The organism is Pseudarthrobacter sp. BRE9 (genome assembly GCF_031844305.1).
In the GTDB taxonomy this organism is placed as follows: domain Bacteria; phylum Actinomycetota; class Actinomycetes; order Actinomycetales; family Micrococcaceae; genus Arthrobacter.
This window is the reverse complement of record NZ_JAUZUY010000001.1, coordinates 307,481-322,899: the sequence shown is the minus strand read 5'-3', so window position 1 is coordinate 322,899 and position 15,419 is coordinate 307,481. Positions and strand designations below refer to the sequence as shown.

Genomic DNA, 15,419 nt, shown 5'->3' with positions numbered 1-15,419 from the left:
AGGCGCAGCCACAGGGCCATGCCTGTCCATGCTCAGCCCTGTTTGGCGTTGACCACCGAGATGGCGGCCGTGGATGTATCGTCCGGACCCTTGGTTTCGGCGCCCGTGACTTCAGCGGAGTCAGCCCCTGCCGGCGGCACCTCCACCGGAATAGGGGTGATGTGCACGGCCGGCCGCACCGATACTGCCGGTTGCGCGGGTGCCGCCGGTACAACCGGCGCCGTTGGTTGTGCCTGCCCTGCCGGCTGGGCTGGAGCAGCGAGTGGGGCAGGTACGACGAGTTCCGCCGGTGCAGCGGGTTGGGCAGGGACCGGGACGACCGTAACGGCAGGAGTGACAGCGGAACTGCCGCCCCCGGAAGCGGTGGCCGTACCGGAATCGGAGGCGGTTCCGGAACCCGCGGCGGAGGCAGGAACGGATGCTCCTGGCCCATTCGGGCCGCCCGTGGCCGGAAGAGGCTCGACGCTGATCGGCTGGCCGCCATACTCGGCGATGTCGCTGGCCAGGCTCTCCAGCATGTCCTCCGCTTCGCTGACCATGTCCTGGTCCCCGGCTGCGAGGCCCTTGACCAGGTACTGGGCCAGGGCGAACTCAGCGGACAGAGCGGCCCGCCGCAGCAGGTGCTGGTCGGGGACGTCACGGCGGCTGGAAGTGTAGGCCTTCAGTACGGCGTCGATGAAGTCCTGCTCATTGGAAGCCACCAGCCAGGCGAAGTCATCGGCAGGATCCCCAATGCGCAGGTCCGTCCAGCCGGTAACTGCCGTCACCCTTCCCGCGTCCACCAGCAAATTGTCCTCGTGCAGATCGCCGTGGACCACACAGGGGTTGAACCGCCACAGCGACACGTCCTCCATGGCGTGTTCCCAGCGGCGCAGCAGTGCGGCCGGAATCTTGCCCGTTGTGGCTGCCTGGTCCAGTTCGTTCAGCCTCCGCTGGCGGAACTCATTGGGGGTGTAGCTGGGCAGGTCGGCGTTGCTGACCAAGGACCGGGGCAGGTCGTGGACCGCGGCCAGGGCGGAACCGATCTCGCGGGCCAGTCCGGCCGGCCCCGATGTCAGTTCCTCCACGCTGCGTGTGGTGCCGGCCAGGTGCGAGTAAACGAAGGTGGTCAGCGTCCCCAGCCGGACGCTGCCGGCCACAGTAGGCATCAGGAACGGCAGTTCCGCGCGGACGGCGGGAGCGAAAGCCCGCAGCACCAGGAACTCCGTTTCCAGCCGCGCGCTGGCTTCCGCGTGCCGCGGCGACCGGACCCGCCAGCGCTTGCCTTCGGAATCGAGGAGCAGGGCCGAATCGAAGTCCGCAGGGTCATCCGGCGCGGAGCTAACGGCCGTCGGTGTCAGTCCGGGGACTGCCGCGGTTGCAATTGCCGCCAGTTCAATCGGTTTTCTTCTCACCGTTCCACGGTAGATTGCGCGCCGTCCCAGACAGCGGTCCGGCCGCGGCGAGTCTTCAGATAGGTGCAAATCAGGGGGCTTCCAGCAGCAGGCGGAACCTCTCCAAAATGTGAAATGTCGGCAGCAGTCAGTACGGTGGAAGCATGAGCCACGCGGAGTCCGTATTACCCGTCCACCAGGCTGCGCCGGAACGGCTGCCGGCCAACCATCTGGTGGAGACCCTGCTCCCGGTAAGGCCGGCCCTGGTGGACCGCGGATCGGCAGCACGCATCAGGCCCGGCATGATCGAAGCCCTTCTGTCCGGCCCGGATACCCGGGCCGCGGTCCTGTCGCGGCGGCAGGGCCTGGTGCAGGGCAGCAACCTGGTGCTGACCGGGGCCACGGAACTCCTGGCAGAGTTGAAGGAAGCTGGATTGACTCCGGACCTCGTGGTGTACCTGGGAGCGGCCCTGCCTGCCTCTGACCTCCCGGCCGGGACCGAGCTGCTGCTCTTCGTCCTGCATGAACAGCCGGAACCCGGCACCGCCGGTATCCCCGCAGACGCGACCTGGGCTGGATTCCGGGAGGTCGCCGCAGGTTTGACCGCTACCTCCACAGCCTTGTTCGTTGAAGCCAGCGCCATCGCCAACTGGCACGCTGCCCACACGCATTGCCCCCGCTGCGGCACGCCCACCGAGGTGGAAGCCGGCGGTTGGGTGCGGCGGTGCCCGGCTGACAATTCCGAACACTACCCCCGGACCGACCCCGCCATCATTGTCACGGTGGTCGGCCCGGACGGCCGGCTGCTGCTGGGGGGAGGGGGCCCCGTGGATGCCCGGAACTACTCCACGCTTGCCGGGTTTGTGGAGCCTGGCGAGTCACTCGAAGAGGCCGTGGTGCGCGAAATCCAGGAGGAGGTCGGGGTGCGGGTCGCAGCCTGCCAGTACCTCGGCTCCCAGTCGTGGCCGTTCCCCGCCTCCCTTATGCTTGGATTTACCGCCGTTACCGAGGACGCCCAGGCAACGCCCGACGGCGTGGAGGTCACCAGGGCCCGCTGGTTCACCCGGGAGGAACTCCAGGAAGCGGTGCTCAGCGGGGAGATCACCATCTCCAGCAGGCTCTCCATTGCCCGCTCGCTTATTGAGCACTGGTACGGCGGCCGGATCCAGGACCGGGCCGGCGCCTAAGTTATTCCATCCACCAGACTCCAGCACGCGGTAGTCGAGAAATAAAGCAGCAGAAGTGACTACAGAGAATTTTGACGGAGCAGCATCGCTGGAGGACAGGATCCTTGGGGGGCTGGACGCCGAACAGCGTGAGGTGGCCAGCACCCTGAACGGACCGTTGTGCGTGCTGGCCGGCGCGGGTACTGGGAAGACCCGCGCCATCACCCACCGCATCGCCTACGGCGTGCACTCGGGGGTCTACACCCCCCAGCGCCTGCTGGCCGTAACGTTTACTGCCAGGGCCGCGGCAGAGATGCGCAGCCGCCTTCGGGACCTCGGCGCCGGCAATGTGCAGGCCCGCACCTTCCACGCCGCTGCCCTTCGCCAGCTGCAGTTCTTCTGGCCCCAGGCGGTGGGCGGAACACTGCCCAACCTGCTGGACCACAAGGCCCAGATGCTGGCAGAGGCGGCCCGGCGGCTCAGGCTCAGCACGGACCGGGCCTCGATCCGCGACCTTGCCTCGGAAATCGAATGGGCCAAGGTGTCCATGCTGACACCGGCAAACTATCTGGAGAACGCCCAGGGGAGGGGCGCGCCCGGCGGGTTCGATCTCACCACGGTCGCCCGCGTCTTCCAGTCCTATGAGGATGTCAAGACCGACCGCAACGTGATTGACTTTGAGGACGTCCTGCTGATCACGGTGGGCATCCTTCAGGAGGACGAGAAGGTCGCCGCCACGGTTCGGGAGCAGTACCGGCACTTCGTGGTCGATGAATACCAGGACGTCTCCCCGCTGCAGCAGCGGCTCCTGGAGCTTTGGCTGGGCGGGCGTGACGAACTCTGCGTGGTGGGTGACGCGAGCCAGACCATCTATTCGTTTACCGGCGCATCGCCACGGCACCTCCTGGATTTCAAGACCCGTTACCCCCAGGCCAATGTGGTCAAGCTCATCAGGGACTACCGCTCCACGCCGCAGGTGGTGAAACTGGCCAATGACCTGCTGGCCGCCCGCCGCAGCGGGGGGCCCAGCGCCGACGCCGCCTGGGCGTCGCCCCTGCAGCTCGTGGCGCAGCGCCCCGCCGGGCCCGTGCCGCAGTTCACCGAGTGCACGGACGATGAAGCCGAAGCCGCGACAGTGGCGCAGAAGATCAAGGCCTTGCTCGACGCCGGCACTCCGGCCAGCGAGGTGGCCATCCTTTTCCGTACCAACGGACAGTCCGAGGCCTACGAGCAGGCGCTGGCAGCGGCAGGCATCGGTTACCAGCTGCGCGGCGGCGAACGCTTCTTCGCCCGCAAGGAGGTCCGGGACGCGATCCTGCAGCTGCGTGCTGCCACCCGGGCGGTCTCTGAAACGGATGCGCCGGAACCGCTGGGGCAACTGGTCCGGGACATCGTTTCCTCCCTCGGCTACACCGACTCGGCGCCACACAGTGGAGGTGCGCTGCGCGAGCGCTGGGAGTCCCTCGCTGCATTGGTGGCCCTCGCCGATGAACTCGTGCAGGCCCGCGGTCCCCAGTTTGGCCTGGCGGATTTCGTCAATGAACTCCAGGAGCGTTCCCTCGCCCAGCACGCGCCCACCGTCCAAGGCGTTACGCTTGCCTCGCTCCACGCGGCCAAGGGCCTGGAATGGGACGCCGTCTTCCTGGTGGGGCTCAGCGAAGGCCTGATGCCTATTTCCTTTGCCGACTCACCCGAATCTGTGGATGAGGAGCGCCGTCTCCTGTACGTGGGCATCACCCGCGCCCGCGAACACCTTTCGCTCTCGTGGAGCACCGCGAGGACTCCCGGAGGCCGGGCCAACCGGAAGCCGTCCCGGTTCCTCGACGGCCTGCGGCCGGACTCGGTGGCCAGCTCAAGTACCCGGGGGAAGGGCGCCCCTCCGCGCCGCAAGGCTGCCGCTCCCGCGGTCTGCCGGGTCTGCGGCAGCATGCTTGCCACAGGGGCCGAACGAAAGGTGGGCCGCTGCAACGCGTGTCCCCCCAGTTATGAGGAGCAGACCTTTGACGCCCTCCGCAACTGGCGCCGCGAGGTGGCGCAGTCCGCGGATGTCCCGGCATTCGTCGTCTTCACCGATGCCACCCTCACTGCCATAGCGGAAGCCCGGCCGGCATCGCTGGAGGAGCTTGCCGGCCTTGCCGGCGTTGGCCCGTCCAAGCTGGAAAAGTACGGGGAGGACGTCCTCCGGGTCCTTGTCGAAAGCTCCGTCCTGTGAAGCGCGCACCCATCGGCGGAGCCCGTCAGACCGCCGCGCTGACCACGTCCAATGGTTCCCCGGTGGAGGTGCGGCGGTCCGCCCGGCGCACCCGCACCGTAGCGGCCTTCTGGGAAGACGGAACGGCGGTGGTCGCGATTCCCGCCCGCTTCACTGCCGCGCAGGAGCGCGAGTGGGTTCACAAAATGCTGGCCAAACTGCACAAGCAGGGGGAGCGGCATGCGGCCGGGCGGCGGCGTCCTGCCACCGACGAGGCCCTGGCAGCCCACGCGGCCCAGTTGTCCGCCCAGTATCTCGGGGGCCGGTCAGTGCCCACCTCAGTCCGTTGGGTCAGCAACCAGAATTCCCGGTGGGGTTCGGCCACGCCGGCCGAGGGCACCATCCGTCTGTCTGACAAGCTGCGGCCCATGCCGCAATGGGTCATCGACTACGTCCTGCTCCACGAGCTGGCCCACCTCCTGGTGGCCTCACACAACGCCGCGTTCTGGAAGCTGCTGGAGTCCTACCCCGAAACCCAGCGGGCCAAGGCGTTCCTGGAGGGTGTTTCGTTTGCCACGTCCCGGGGAATGGACAAAGACATTGCAGGCGGCACCCATGCATTGGACCCCGGGAACGCCGGCACCTACGCACAGGACAGCGGGCGCGCGCCGGGCCTCTGGCCCGCAGATGCCGACTAGGCCCGGCGCGGGACACTGAGTCAGCCCAAGCACACCGCCAGCTGAAGCACGCCGCCAGCCGAAAAGCACGCCCTCGAACAGCAAACTGGCGGGCCAGGAAGCCCTGGCCCGCCGGAAAAGTGTCAGCCCCGGGGCTGGTCCGTTTCGCCGTCGTCGCCCGGTCCGGCGTCGTCCGCCTTGCTGCCCGTCTCCCCTGCAGCGCCCTCATCGCCGGAGGTGTCGTCGAAGCCCCCGTTCAACAGCTTCTGCAGTGCGTCATCCACCTCACTGTCGCTTGCTTCGGCGAGCTTGCGGCGGGAGCTGAAGCCCTTCGGATCATCCAGGTCTTCGGCCGTGGGCAAGAGGTCGGGGTGGTGCCAGATGGCGTCACGGCCCTCGATACCGCGTTCTTCCTTCAGCGTGGCCCACAACGTGGCCGCGTCACGCAGCCTGCGCGGTCGCAGCTCGAGTCCCACCAGGGAAGCGAACGCGTGCTCGGCGGGACCTCCTGTTGCCCGGCGGCGCCGTACTGTTTCGCGCAGTGCGCCGGCGGACGGCAGCACCTTCTCCGTAGCGGCCGCCGTAAGCTCATCCACCCAGCCCTCCACGAGGGCCAGCGCGGTCTCCAGCTTTTCCAGCGCCTGTTCCTGGGCGGGTGTCCGCTGCGGCATGAACACGCCTTGGGACAGTGCCTCCTGGATGCCTTCCGGGTTGCTGGGGTCGAGGTCGCGGGCGAGTTCCTCAATGCGCGAGGTGTCGATGTGGATGCCTCGGGCGTACGCCTCAATGGCGCCCAGCAGGTGTCCGCGCAGCCAGGGAACCTGCACGAACAGCCGGGCGTGCGCGGCTTCCCGCACCGCAAGGAAGAGCCGGATATCGTTCTCGGGCAGGGAGAGGCCCTCGCCGAACGCAGCAACATTTACTGGCAGAAGCGCCATCTCAAGGTCGGCGAGCGGGACACCGATGTCAGTGGAGCTCACCACGTCCTGGGAGAGGGCACCGATGGCCTGACCCAACTGCATGCCGAAAATGGCACCGCCCATGTTCTGCAGCATGGAGGAGGCGCCGCCCATCATGGACTTCATTTCCTCGGGCATCTGCTCCGTCATCGCGGACGAGAGCGCATTGGCGATGCTGTTGGCCACCGGTTCGGTCAGCCGCTTCCAGGTGCCCAGGGTGGCCTCCACCCATTCGGCACGCGACCAGGCCTTGCCGATCAGGCCGGTGCCCGGCAGGTCCGTGACCGGGTCCAGCCACAGCTCAGCGAGGCGGAGGGCTTCGTCCACCTCCCTGGACTGCTGGGCGGTGACGGACGGGTCCGAACTGCCGGCGGCCACCCGCCGGGCGTTGTCGTGGGCCAGGGTCCAGTTGACGGGACCCTCGGACGGCGCGCTCATCATCGCCTGTACCTGGGAAAACATCTGGGCCAGCAGATTGGGGTCATCCGGCAGGCCGGCAGCCTTGGCGAGCTCGGCGGGGTCGAAGTTCTCCATCCCCTTGCCGCCCATCAGGTTCTGCAGCATTTCGGTCAACGGATCCTTGGGGGTGTCGTCGCCGTTGGACGGATTGAGTGGGTTGGAGGTCATGGTCCCGCCGATCGATGGTGTGACTGTTGATCAACCTTCACGGTACCCCGGCGGGGGTCGGCTGTCTGCCGCCCGCCGCCGTCGTTCGCTCTAGGCAAAGCGCCCCGGCGCACCGCTACCGCGTAGTGTTGGTGGGGTGACTACAACCCGTGGCGGCCATCCCTCCGAGGACCACGTTCCCGATCTTCCCCCCTTGTCCAATCCCGGTCCCTTTGGTGCCGGCAGCCCGCCGGAAGGCTCGGGGGACAGCGGCGGCACAGCGGTTGCGGGCAGCGGCGCCGGCGCGTCCGACGACGGCGGCCCGGGGAGGCGGCTTTCCACCATGATGGTTGCCGGGCTGGCGGCGTTGGGGCTGGGAATTGCCGTGGGCACGCTTCCGGTGCCGTATGTCATCGAATCTCCGGGCCCCACCTACAACACGCTGGGGGAGAGCCAGGGGCATCCGGTCATCAATGTCAGCGGCCATGAAACGTATCCGGCTGCCGGGAGCCTGGACCTGACCACCGTGTATGTTGACGGCGGCCCCACCGGCTCCGTCAGCGTCCTCAGTGCATTCTCCGCATGGCTGGACAGGTCCAAAGCCGTGTACCCGGTTGAGCTGATCTACCCCACCGGCACCACCAGGGAAGAGGCCCAGGAACAAAGCGCCGTGGCCATGGCCACGTCCCAGGAGAACGCCGTGGCCTCCGCCCTGAACGAACTGCGGATTCCCTTCGGCCAGCAGCTCCAGGCCGCGGACCTGTCCAGGGATTCCGCTTCCGCGGGCAAGATCCAGCAAGGGGACATCCTCAAGTCCATCAACGGCAAGGACATCCGTGCACTCAGCGTGATCCAGGATGAGCTGGCTGCGGGCAGGGGTGCTCCCGTATCGGTGACGGTGGAACGCGATGGGCGGCCCGTCACCGTCGAGGTCACCCCCAAGGACAATGGCCAGGGCCGTTTCATCCTGGGCATCATGTTGAAGTACCAGTTCAGTTTCCCCTTCCAGGTGCAGATCTCCCTGGACAAGGTGGGCGGCCCCAGCGCCGGGCTCATGTTCTCGCTGGGCATCATCGACACGGTCACGCCGGGTGACCTCACCGGCGGCAAACACGTCGCGGGCACCGGCACCATCTCGCCGGACGGCTCGGTGGGACCCATCGGCGGCATCGGGCAAAAAATGCGGGGTGCCCGCTCGTCCGGTGCCACCCTTTTCCTGGCGCCCGCGGGCAACTGCGATGAAGTGGCGGGCCATGTTCCCGACGGTCTCCAGGTGGTCCGCGTGGAGAATCTCTCGGACGCCCGGCATGCAGTTGAACTGGCCGGCAGCGGACAGGACACATCCGCACTCCCGGCCTGCACCAGCAAATAGACTGGGCGCAACTAGACTCACAGGAACTAAGCTTTACCGCCACTCGTGGCACAGTTGACGGACGAAACCAGCCGTTTGACCGGTACCGTACGTCGCTCGCACGCTTCGAATATCTGACGACCAGCTATGAGGTACCCAGTTTGTCCCGTCCCGCCAGCACCATGTCCACAGGCAGGCCCCCTTCACGGCGAGGCGTGCTGACGCCCACCCTGATCGTTGTCGCCCTGGTGGTAGTGGGCTTCATATTCTTCGCCAACGTCTGGACCGACGTCCTGTGGTACCGGCAACTGGGCTTCATCGAGGTCTTCGTCACCGAGAACCTGGCCAAGATCGCCATCTTCGTGGCCGGCTTCGCCATCATGTTCGCGGCCGTCTTCTTCTCGATCCGCATCGCCTACAACGCCAGGCCCGTCTACGCGCCGGACTCGGAAATCCGGGACAACCTCAACCGGTACCAAGCCCAGCTGGAGCCCGTCCGGCGGATTGTCATGGTGGGCCTGCCGGTCCTCTTCGGCCTGTTTGCGGGCAGCGCCGCCGCGAGCCAGTGGCAGAAAGTCCTGCTGTTCTTCAACCAGGTCGGCTTCGGCCAGACTGATCCGCAGTTCAACATGGACATCAGCTTCTACCTGATGACCCTGCCGTTCCTCGGGTTTGTGACCGGGTTCCTGATCAGCGTGGTGGTGATTGCGGGCATCGCCGGCCTTCTCACGCACTACCTGTACGGCAGCATCCGGCTGATGGAGCGCGGCGTGTTCACCAGCCGCGCCGCGCAAATCCATATCGCCGTGACCGGCGCCGCCTTCCTGGTGCTCCTGGGCGTCAACTTCTGGCTTGACCGCTACTCCTCGGTCCAGAGCAACGGGGGCCGCTGGGCCGGCGCGCTCTACACCGATGTCAACGCCGTCATCCCCACCAAGGCCATCCTCGCGGTCGCTGCCGTCCTGGTGGCCATCCTGTTCATCGTGGCTGCCGTGATCGGCCGCTGGCGCCTCCCGGTGATCGGCACGGCCATGCTGATCATCACCTCCATCCTGGCCGGGGGAGTCTACCCCTGGGTGATCCAGCAGTTCCAGGTCCGCCCCTCCGAGCAGACACTGGAAAGCAAATACATCCAGCGCAACATCGAGAACACCCGCAAGGCCTACGGCCTGGACGGCATCCAGGAAACCCGGTATGACGCCACCAATACGGCCAATACCGGCGCACTGGCGCCCGACGCCCAGACCACGGCCAACATCCGGCTCCTGGACCCGAACCTGATCTCGGACGCCTTTGCGCAGCTGGAACAGTACCGCCCGTACTACCAGTTCCCCAAGGCCCTCAACGTGGACCGCTACGAGGTGGACGGCAAAATCCAGGACACTGTGATCGCCGTCCGGGAGCTGAACCCCACCAACGTTGCAACTAACCAGCAGGGCTGGCTGAACCAGCACGTGGTGTACACCCACGGTTACGGGGTTGTGGCGGCCAAGGGCAACAAGTTCACCGTGGACGGCAAGCCCGAATTCCTGCAGTCCGGCATTCCGTCGACAGGCGTGCTGGGGAACGACACAACCTACGAACCGCGGATCTACTTCGGCGAGACCTCACCCGAATACTCCATCGTGGGTGCCCCCGACGGCGCCGCGCCCCGTGAGCAGGACCGCCCCTCCGGCAAGGAGGGGGAGGGCGAAACCCAGTACACGTTCAAGGGCAACGCCGGGCCCAACGTTGGCTCGTTCTTTAACAAGATCCTCTACGCCATCAAGTTCCAGTCCTCGGACCTGCTGCTGTCGGACGGCGTGAATCCGGAGTCGCAGATCCTGTACGACCGCAGTCCCCGCGAGCGGGTCCAGAAGGTGGCGCCCTACCTGACGGTTGACGGCGGCGCCTACCCGGCCGTGGTGGACGGCCGGGTCAAGTGGATCGTTGACGGCTACACCACCAGCCAGTACTACCCGTACTCGCAGCAGAAGCAGCTGTCGGATGCCACGACTGATTCGCAGACCAGCTCCGGCCGCGCCGTCGCCCTGCCCAACAGCACGGTGAACTACATCCGCAACTCGGTCAAGGCCACGGTTGACGCCTACGACGGCTCCGTCACCCTCTACGCCTGGGATGACACGGACCCGGTCCTCAAGGCCTGGCAGAAGGTCTTTCCGTCGTCCCTGAAGCCATACACGGAGATGTCCGGGGCTGTAATGGGCCACGTCCGCTATCCGGAGGACCTGTTCAAGGTCCAGCGTGAGCTGCTGGGCCAGTACCACGTGACGGATCCCACCAGCTTCTACAAGAACAACGACGCGTGGAGCGTCCCCGCCGATCCCACGGTGGACACGGACGTCAAGCAGCCGCCGTTCTACATGTCGCTGCAGATGCCGGACCAGGAGAAGCCCGCTTTCCAGCTGACGTCCTCCTTCATCCCGCAGATCGTCAACGGAAACGCCCGCAACGTCCTGTACGGCTTCCTCGCCGCTGACTCGGACGCCGGGAACCAGGCCGGCGTGAAGGCGGAAGGCTACGGCAAGCTGCGGCTGCTGCAGATCCCGCCGGAAACGCAGGTGCCCGGTCCGGGCCAGGCGCAGAACAAGTTCAACTCCGACCCCACGGTTTCCCAGGCACTTAACCTGCTGCGGCAAGGTGCGTCGGACGTGCTGAACGGCAACCTGCTCACCCTGCCCGTCGGCGGCGGGATCCTGTACGTCCAGCCGGTCTACCTCAAGTCCACGGGTGAGACGTCGTACCCCACCCTGCAGCGCGTTCTGGTGGCCTTCGGCGACAAGGTGGGCTTCGCACCGACGCTCGACGCAGCCCTCAAGCAGCTCTTTGGCGGTGACTCGGGTGCAGCCGCGGGTGACTCGGCCAACAACGGGCAGACGCCGGCCGGTCCGGCAGCTCCTGCTACACCGGCGGAAGCAGACGCCAAGGCCCAGCTGAAGGCGGCCCTGGATGAGGCGAACGCGGCCATCCAGTCCGGCCAGGCAGCACTCGCGGCCGGCGACTTCGCTGCCTACGGCGAGGCGCAGAAGAAGATCGCGGCCGCGCTGAAGAAGGCGATGGACGCCGAGGCCAAGATCCCGGTGACCGCTCCGGAGGCCAGCCCGGCCCCCGCTGCTTCCAGCTCACCCTCGGCAACGCCGTCCGCGTCGGCGGGCCGCTAGCACGACGGCGGCGGCCCGGCATCCGAGCCCCCCACGGGGACCGGGTGCCGGGCCGGCGTAACGGACGTCACGCCGCTTCGATTTGGCCTGCGGTTAAGCTCCCGGTAAAGTAGTTCTTGCGACGCGGGGTGGAGCAGTTCGGTAGCTCGCTGGGCTCATAACCCAGAGGTCACAGGTTCAAATCCTGTCCCCGCAACTGAGGAAAGGCCCGGACATTGGAAACAATGTCCGGGCCTTTTGCTTTCCCCGAAAGCCTTGCCGGGCGGGGCGCCCACTTTGCCGGGACCCGCCGTCGAATCCCAAAGGGTCCCGGTGGAGCGTGGTCAGGGCGGCCCCGAAAGTAGGGTAGTGTTGATCAAGCGACGCGGGGTGGAGCAGTTCGGTAGCTCGCTGGGCTCATAACCCAGAGGTCACAGGTTCAAATCCTGTCCCCGCAACTTATGAAGGCCCTGACCGGCAGTTACGCCGGTCGGGGCCTTTCTTTTCCTTGGATGCGCACAGTTCCTAGTATTCTCTTTCGGAAGGGTCCCGCGATCTGCGGGCCGCCCCAAGTCATTCCTGAGAGGTAAGTAGTTCCATGGCCACACCCACGAAGAAGCCCGGCGCCGCGACGGGTAAGCGGTCCCGGCTTTACTGGGTGGTCCCTGCTGTCCTCGCGGCGCTGGTCCTGGTGGTACTGGTGGCCAGGCTGCTCGTGGGACTGCCCGCCGTAGCGTCCTTTCTCACCGACTACCCGGGCCAGTCCGAGCTGCCGGACAACGCCCCAGTGGGATTCCCCGCGTGGCTTGCGTGGCAGCACTTCCTCAACGCCTTCTTCCTGCTCCTGATCATCCGCACGGGGTGGCAGGTACGCACCACCACACGGCCCAGCGGGCACTGGACCCGGAACAACAAGGGCCTGATCAAAACCAAGAACCCGCCCACCAAGATCAGTCTTGAACTGTGGTTCCACCTGACGCTGGATGCCCTTTGGATCCTGAACGGGCTCGTCTTCGCCGTGCTGCTGGTCGCCACCGGGCAGTGGATGCGCATTGTCCCCACCAGCTGGGATGTGTTCCCGAACGCACTGTCGGCGGCGCTGCAGTACGCCTCGCTGGACTGGCCCACGGAAGACGGCTGGATCAATTACAACGCGCTGCAGCTCCTGGCCTACTTCGTGACCGTCTTCATCGCGGCGCCGCTGGCGTTCATCACGGGCCTGCGGATGTCCTCCGCCTGGCCCAAGAAGGCTGCGGGCCTCAACAAGGCCTACCCGATCGAATGGGCGCGCGCCGTCCACTTCCCGGTGATGATCTACTTCGTGGCCTTCATTGTGGTCCACGTCTTCCTGGTGCTCACCACCGGCGCGCTGCGGAACCTGAACCACATGTACGGGGTCCGGGACGACGATGGCTGGTTCGGCTTCTGGGTATTCCTCGCCTCCGTGGCCGTCATGGTCGCCGCATGGTTCCTGGCCCGCCCGATCTTCCTGCGGCCCATCGCGTCCCTCATGGGCAAGGTCAGCCGCTAGGCATCAGCGTCCGGCTCACCCGTCCTTGAGCTGCTGGTAGGCCGCCAGCGCCCGTTCCCGGGACTCCGGCAGCTCAATGAGCGGTTCCGGATAGTCCGGAACCCCCGTCTTCCAAGGCTCATGGATGGATTTGTTGTCCAAATTGGCAAGCTCCGGAACGAATTCGCGGAGATACCGGCCGCCGGCGTCGAACTTCCTGCTCTGGGTGACGGGATTGAAAATCCGGTAGTACGGTGAGGCGTCCGCGCCCGACCCTGCCACCCACTGCCAGTTGGCCGGGTTGCTTGCGGCGTCAGCGTCCACGAGGGTGTCCCAGAACCACTGTTCTCCGATCCGCCAGTCGGCCAGGAGATTCTTGACCAGGAACGAGGCCGCGGCCATCCGCACCCGGTTGTGCATCCAACCGGTCTGCCACAGCTGCCGCATCCCGGCATCCACCAGCGGGTAGCCCGTGCGGCCCTGCTGCCAGGCTGAGAGCTCGCTTCTGCCCGGTGGCTGCCAGGCAAACCGGTCGAACTCAGGGCGGTAGTTCCGGGTGGCCAGATCCGGGTTGTTATACAGCAGCTGCCAACAGAATTCCCGCCAGCCAAGCTCGGAGCGGAAGATCCCGACGTCGGCAGGCACCTTTTGGGGATAGTGGCGGCGGATCTCGCGCCACACCCGGAAGGGACTGACTTCGCCGAAGCGCAGGTGGGGGGACAGGCGGCTGGTCCCCTCGACGCCGGGCAGGTTCCGGCCGGTTCCGTACTCCCCGGCCGGCCCGTCCAGGAATTCCTCCAGCCGGTGGTGCGCGCCTTCCTCGCCGGGAGTCCAGGTGGCGGCGAGACCGCCGCTCCAGTCAGGAGAGGAGGGGAGCAACCGCCAGCTGTCGAGGTCGTCGCCGGCCTGGAGGCGGCCCGATGGGGGTCCCGGGATCCGGGCGGGGGGCTCCAGGGGGTCCCGGACCTCCTGGCCGGCAAGGCATGCCCGCCAGAAAGGCGTGAACACCTTGTAGGGCCCGCCGGAGCCGGTCTTGACCGTCCAGGGCTCGAACAGGAGGTTTGCCTGGAAGCTTGATGCCTCCAGGCCCTTCTCCCCGGCCCACTCCTTAATTGCGGCGTCGATGGTCCGCTCGGGTTGACCGTAGCGCCGGTTCCAGAAGAGGTGCCGAGCTCCGGTCTGCGCCGCCACATCCTTAATAACCTGCCCGGCAGGCCCACGGCGAAGGAGCAGGCGCGAGCCGCGGGCCTCAAGGACGGAGGCTAATGATGCCAGCGAGTGGTGCAGCCACCATCGGGTTGCGCCGCCCAGCGGCCTGATGCCTGCAGATTCTTCATCCAGGACGTACACCACCGTCAACGGCAGGCCCAGCGCAGCGGCGGCGTCCAGGGCCGGGTTGTCGTCCAGGCGAAGATCGTCGCGGAGCCAGACCAGGGCGGTGTCTTCAAGTGAGGTCATGGCAACCACGCTACACACTGGGGACGTGGCGATGGCCGGGACCACGGTCCCGGCCATCGCCTTGCTTTGCCTGTGGGGCGTCGGCTGGATTCAGAGTTTGTCGAAGTCGGCTTCCTCAACGGTGGACTCGGACGGCGCGGCACTGGCGGCACCGAGGGCAGGCTTGGCACCGCCGGACTTCAAAGCTGCCAGCCGCGCCTCGATCTCGGTCTGCTCGCCCAGATCCTCCAGCTGGTTGAACTGGGCGTCCAGGCTGGACTCGGTGAGTTCCTGCTGGCCGCGGACCCGGGCTTCTTCGCGGCGGATCTTCTCTTCAAAACGGCCCACTTCGCTGGTGGGGTCCATGATGTCGATGCTCTTGATGGCATCGTGCACCTGGGACTGTGCTGCGGCGGTCTTGGAACGGGCCACCAGTTCATTGCGCTTGCTGGTCAGCTGGTTCAGCTTGCCCTTCATCTGGTCCAGGCCGGTCTTGAGCTTGTCCACCACTTCGCGCTGGGACGCGATGGCCGGCTCGGCACCCTTGGCTTCGTTCTCGGCTGACATCTGGCGCTGCAGGGCCACCTTGGCCAGGTTGTCGAACTTCTCGGCGTCGGACACGTTGCCGCTGGCGCGGTACTCGTCCGCCTTGCGGGAGGCGGCCAGTGCCTTGTTTCCCCAGTCGCGCGCGTTCTTGACGTCTTCGTTGTAGTCGTCTTCCAGCATGCGGAGGTTGCCGATGGTCTGGGCCACCGCGGACTCTGCTTCGGCGATGTTGTTGGTGTAGTCGCGGACCATCTGGTCCAGCATCTTCTGCGGATCCTCGGCGTTGTCCAGCAAAGAGTTGATGTTCGCCTTTGCCAGCTGCGCGATCCGGCCGAAAATGGACTGCTTAACCATGGTGTTTGCCTTTCGTCCTGCTCTGGGTTAACCACTGGAACCGGTGCACAGTGGTGTACTGCTTCTGTCCGCCCGCCGGAGTCTCTCCGGCGTGTTCCTGGCGGAAGTT

General features: G+C 66.4%; 10 protein-coding genes and 2 tRNA genes. 8 read left to right on the top strand and 4 right to left on the bottom strand.

From position 1 onward, the window contains the following. Positions 1–32: 32 nt before the first annotated feature. A complete protein-coding gene (locus tag Q9R31_RS01425) occupies positions 33–1,394 on the bottom strand; it encodes a macrolide 2'-phosphotransferase (protein WP_311260985.1) in 1,362 nt (453 codons plus the stop codon). Between the two features lie 143 nt (positions 1,395–1,537). Between Q9R31_RS01425 and nudC the strand changes: the two genes are divergently transcribed. Genes nudC through Q9R31_RS01410 form a run of 3 tightly spaced genes read left to right on the top strand, consistent with a single transcriptional unit; the run spans position 1,538 to position 5,428 of the window. After that, positions 1,538–2,560: an NAD(+) diphosphatase gene (nudC, locus tag Q9R31_RS01420; protein ID WP_311260984.1), complete on the top strand. Its 1,023-nt coding sequence runs from the start codon at positions 1,538–1,540 to the stop codon at positions 2,558–2,560. A 55-nt stretch (positions 2,561–2,615) separates the two neighbouring features. After that, positions 2,616–4,751 carry an ATP-dependent DNA helicase UvrD2 gene (locus tag Q9R31_RS01415; protein ID WP_311260983.1) on the top strand — a complete coding sequence of 712 codons (2,136 nt, stop codon included), beginning with the start codon at positions 2,616–2,618 and terminating at the stop codon, positions 4,749–4,751. Next, positions 4,748–5,428, top strand: coding sequence for a YgjP-like metallopeptidase domain-containing protein (locus tag Q9R31_RS01410; RefSeq protein ID WP_311260982.1), 681 nt, complete (start codon positions 4,748–4,750; stop codon positions 5,426–5,428). The genes Q9R31_RS01415 and Q9R31_RS01410 overlap by 4 nt, the downstream gene beginning before the upstream one ends. 122 nt (positions 5,429–5,550) lie before the next feature. On the opposite strand, the gene Q9R31_RS01405 is transcribed toward Q9R31_RS01410, so the two are convergent. Beyond that, a complete protein-coding gene (locus Q9R31_RS01405) occupies positions 5,551–6,993 on the bottom strand; it encodes a zinc-dependent metalloprotease (protein ID WP_311260981.1) in 1,443 nt (480 codons plus the stop codon). 136 nt (positions 6,994–7,129) lie between these two features. Between Q9R31_RS01405 and Q9R31_RS01400 the strand changes: the two genes are divergently transcribed. The 5 genes from Q9R31_RS01400 (at position 7,130) to Q9R31_RS01380 (ending at position 12,994) form a co-directional block, all read left to right on the top strand. Further along, entirely contained in the window at positions 7,130–8,344 is a 1,215-nt protein-coding gene (locus tag Q9R31_RS01400; protein WP_311260980.1) for a S16 family serine protease, read from the top strand. 161 nt (positions 8,345–8,505) lie between these two features. Continuing rightward, positions 8,506–11,484 carry a UPF0182 family protein gene (locus tag Q9R31_RS01395; protein WP_311261616.1) on the top strand — a complete coding sequence of 993 codons (2,979 nt, stop codon included), beginning with the start codon at positions 8,506–8,508 and terminating at the stop codon, positions 11,482–11,484. A gap of 122 nt (positions 11,485–11,606) precedes the next feature. Then, positions 11,607–11,680, top strand: a tRNA-Met gene (locus Q9R31_RS01390). 167 nt (positions 11,681–11,847) lie between these two features. Further along, positions 11,848–11,921: transfer RNA gene (locus Q9R31_RS01385), tRNA-Met, on the top strand. 140 nt (positions 11,922–12,061) lie between these two features. Next, entirely contained in the window at positions 12,062–12,994 is a 933-nt protein-coding gene (locus tag Q9R31_RS01380; protein ID WP_311260979.1) for a cytochrome b/b6 domain-containing protein, read from the top strand. 15 nt (positions 12,995–13,009) lie between these two features. Here Q9R31_RS01380 and Q9R31_RS01375 read toward each other — a convergent pair whose 3' ends face one another. Both Q9R31_RS01375 and Q9R31_RS01370 read right to left on the bottom strand, forming a co-directional pair. Then, complete coding sequence (locus Q9R31_RS01375) at positions 13,010–14,431, bottom strand: deoxyribodipyrimidine photo-lyase (protein WP_311260978.1); 1,422 nt, start codon at positions 14,429–14,431, stop codon at positions 13,010–13,012. A gap of 90 nt (positions 14,432–14,521) precedes the next feature. Next, positions 14,522–15,310 (bottom strand): PspA/IM30 family protein, encoded by a 789-nt coding sequence (locus tag Q9R31_RS01370; protein ID WP_311260977.1) that lies wholly within the window; start codon positions 15,308–15,310, stop codon positions 14,522–14,524. Between the last annotated feature and the right edge of the window lie 109 nt (positions 15,311–15,419).

Bases quoted from the DNA above. Each gene is read 5' to 3' on its own strand.
- nudC (WP_311260984.1), top strand. From the start codon at position 1,538: ATGAGCCACGCGGAGTCCGTATTACCCGTCCACCAGGCTGCGCCGGAA.
- Q9R31_RS01380 (WP_311260979.1), top strand. From the start codon at position 12,062: ATGGCCACACCCACGAAGAAGCCCGGCGCCGCGACGGGTAAGCGGTCC.
- Q9R31_RS01405 (WP_311260981.1), bottom strand. From the start codon at position 6,993: ATGACCTCCAACCCACTCAATCCGTCCAACGGCGACGACACCCCCAAG.
- Q9R31_RS01375 (WP_311260978.1), bottom strand. From the start codon at position 14,431: ATGACCTCACTTGAAGACACCGCCCTGGTCTGGCTCCGCGACGATCTT.
- Q9R31_RS01395 (WP_311261616.1), top strand. From the start codon at position 8,506: ATGTCCACAGGCAGGCCCCCTTCACGGCGAGGCGTGCTGACGCCCACC.
- Q9R31_RS01370 (WP_311260977.1), bottom strand. From the start codon at position 15,310: ATGGTTAAGCAGTCCATTTTCGGCCGGATCGCGCAGCTGGCAAAGGCG.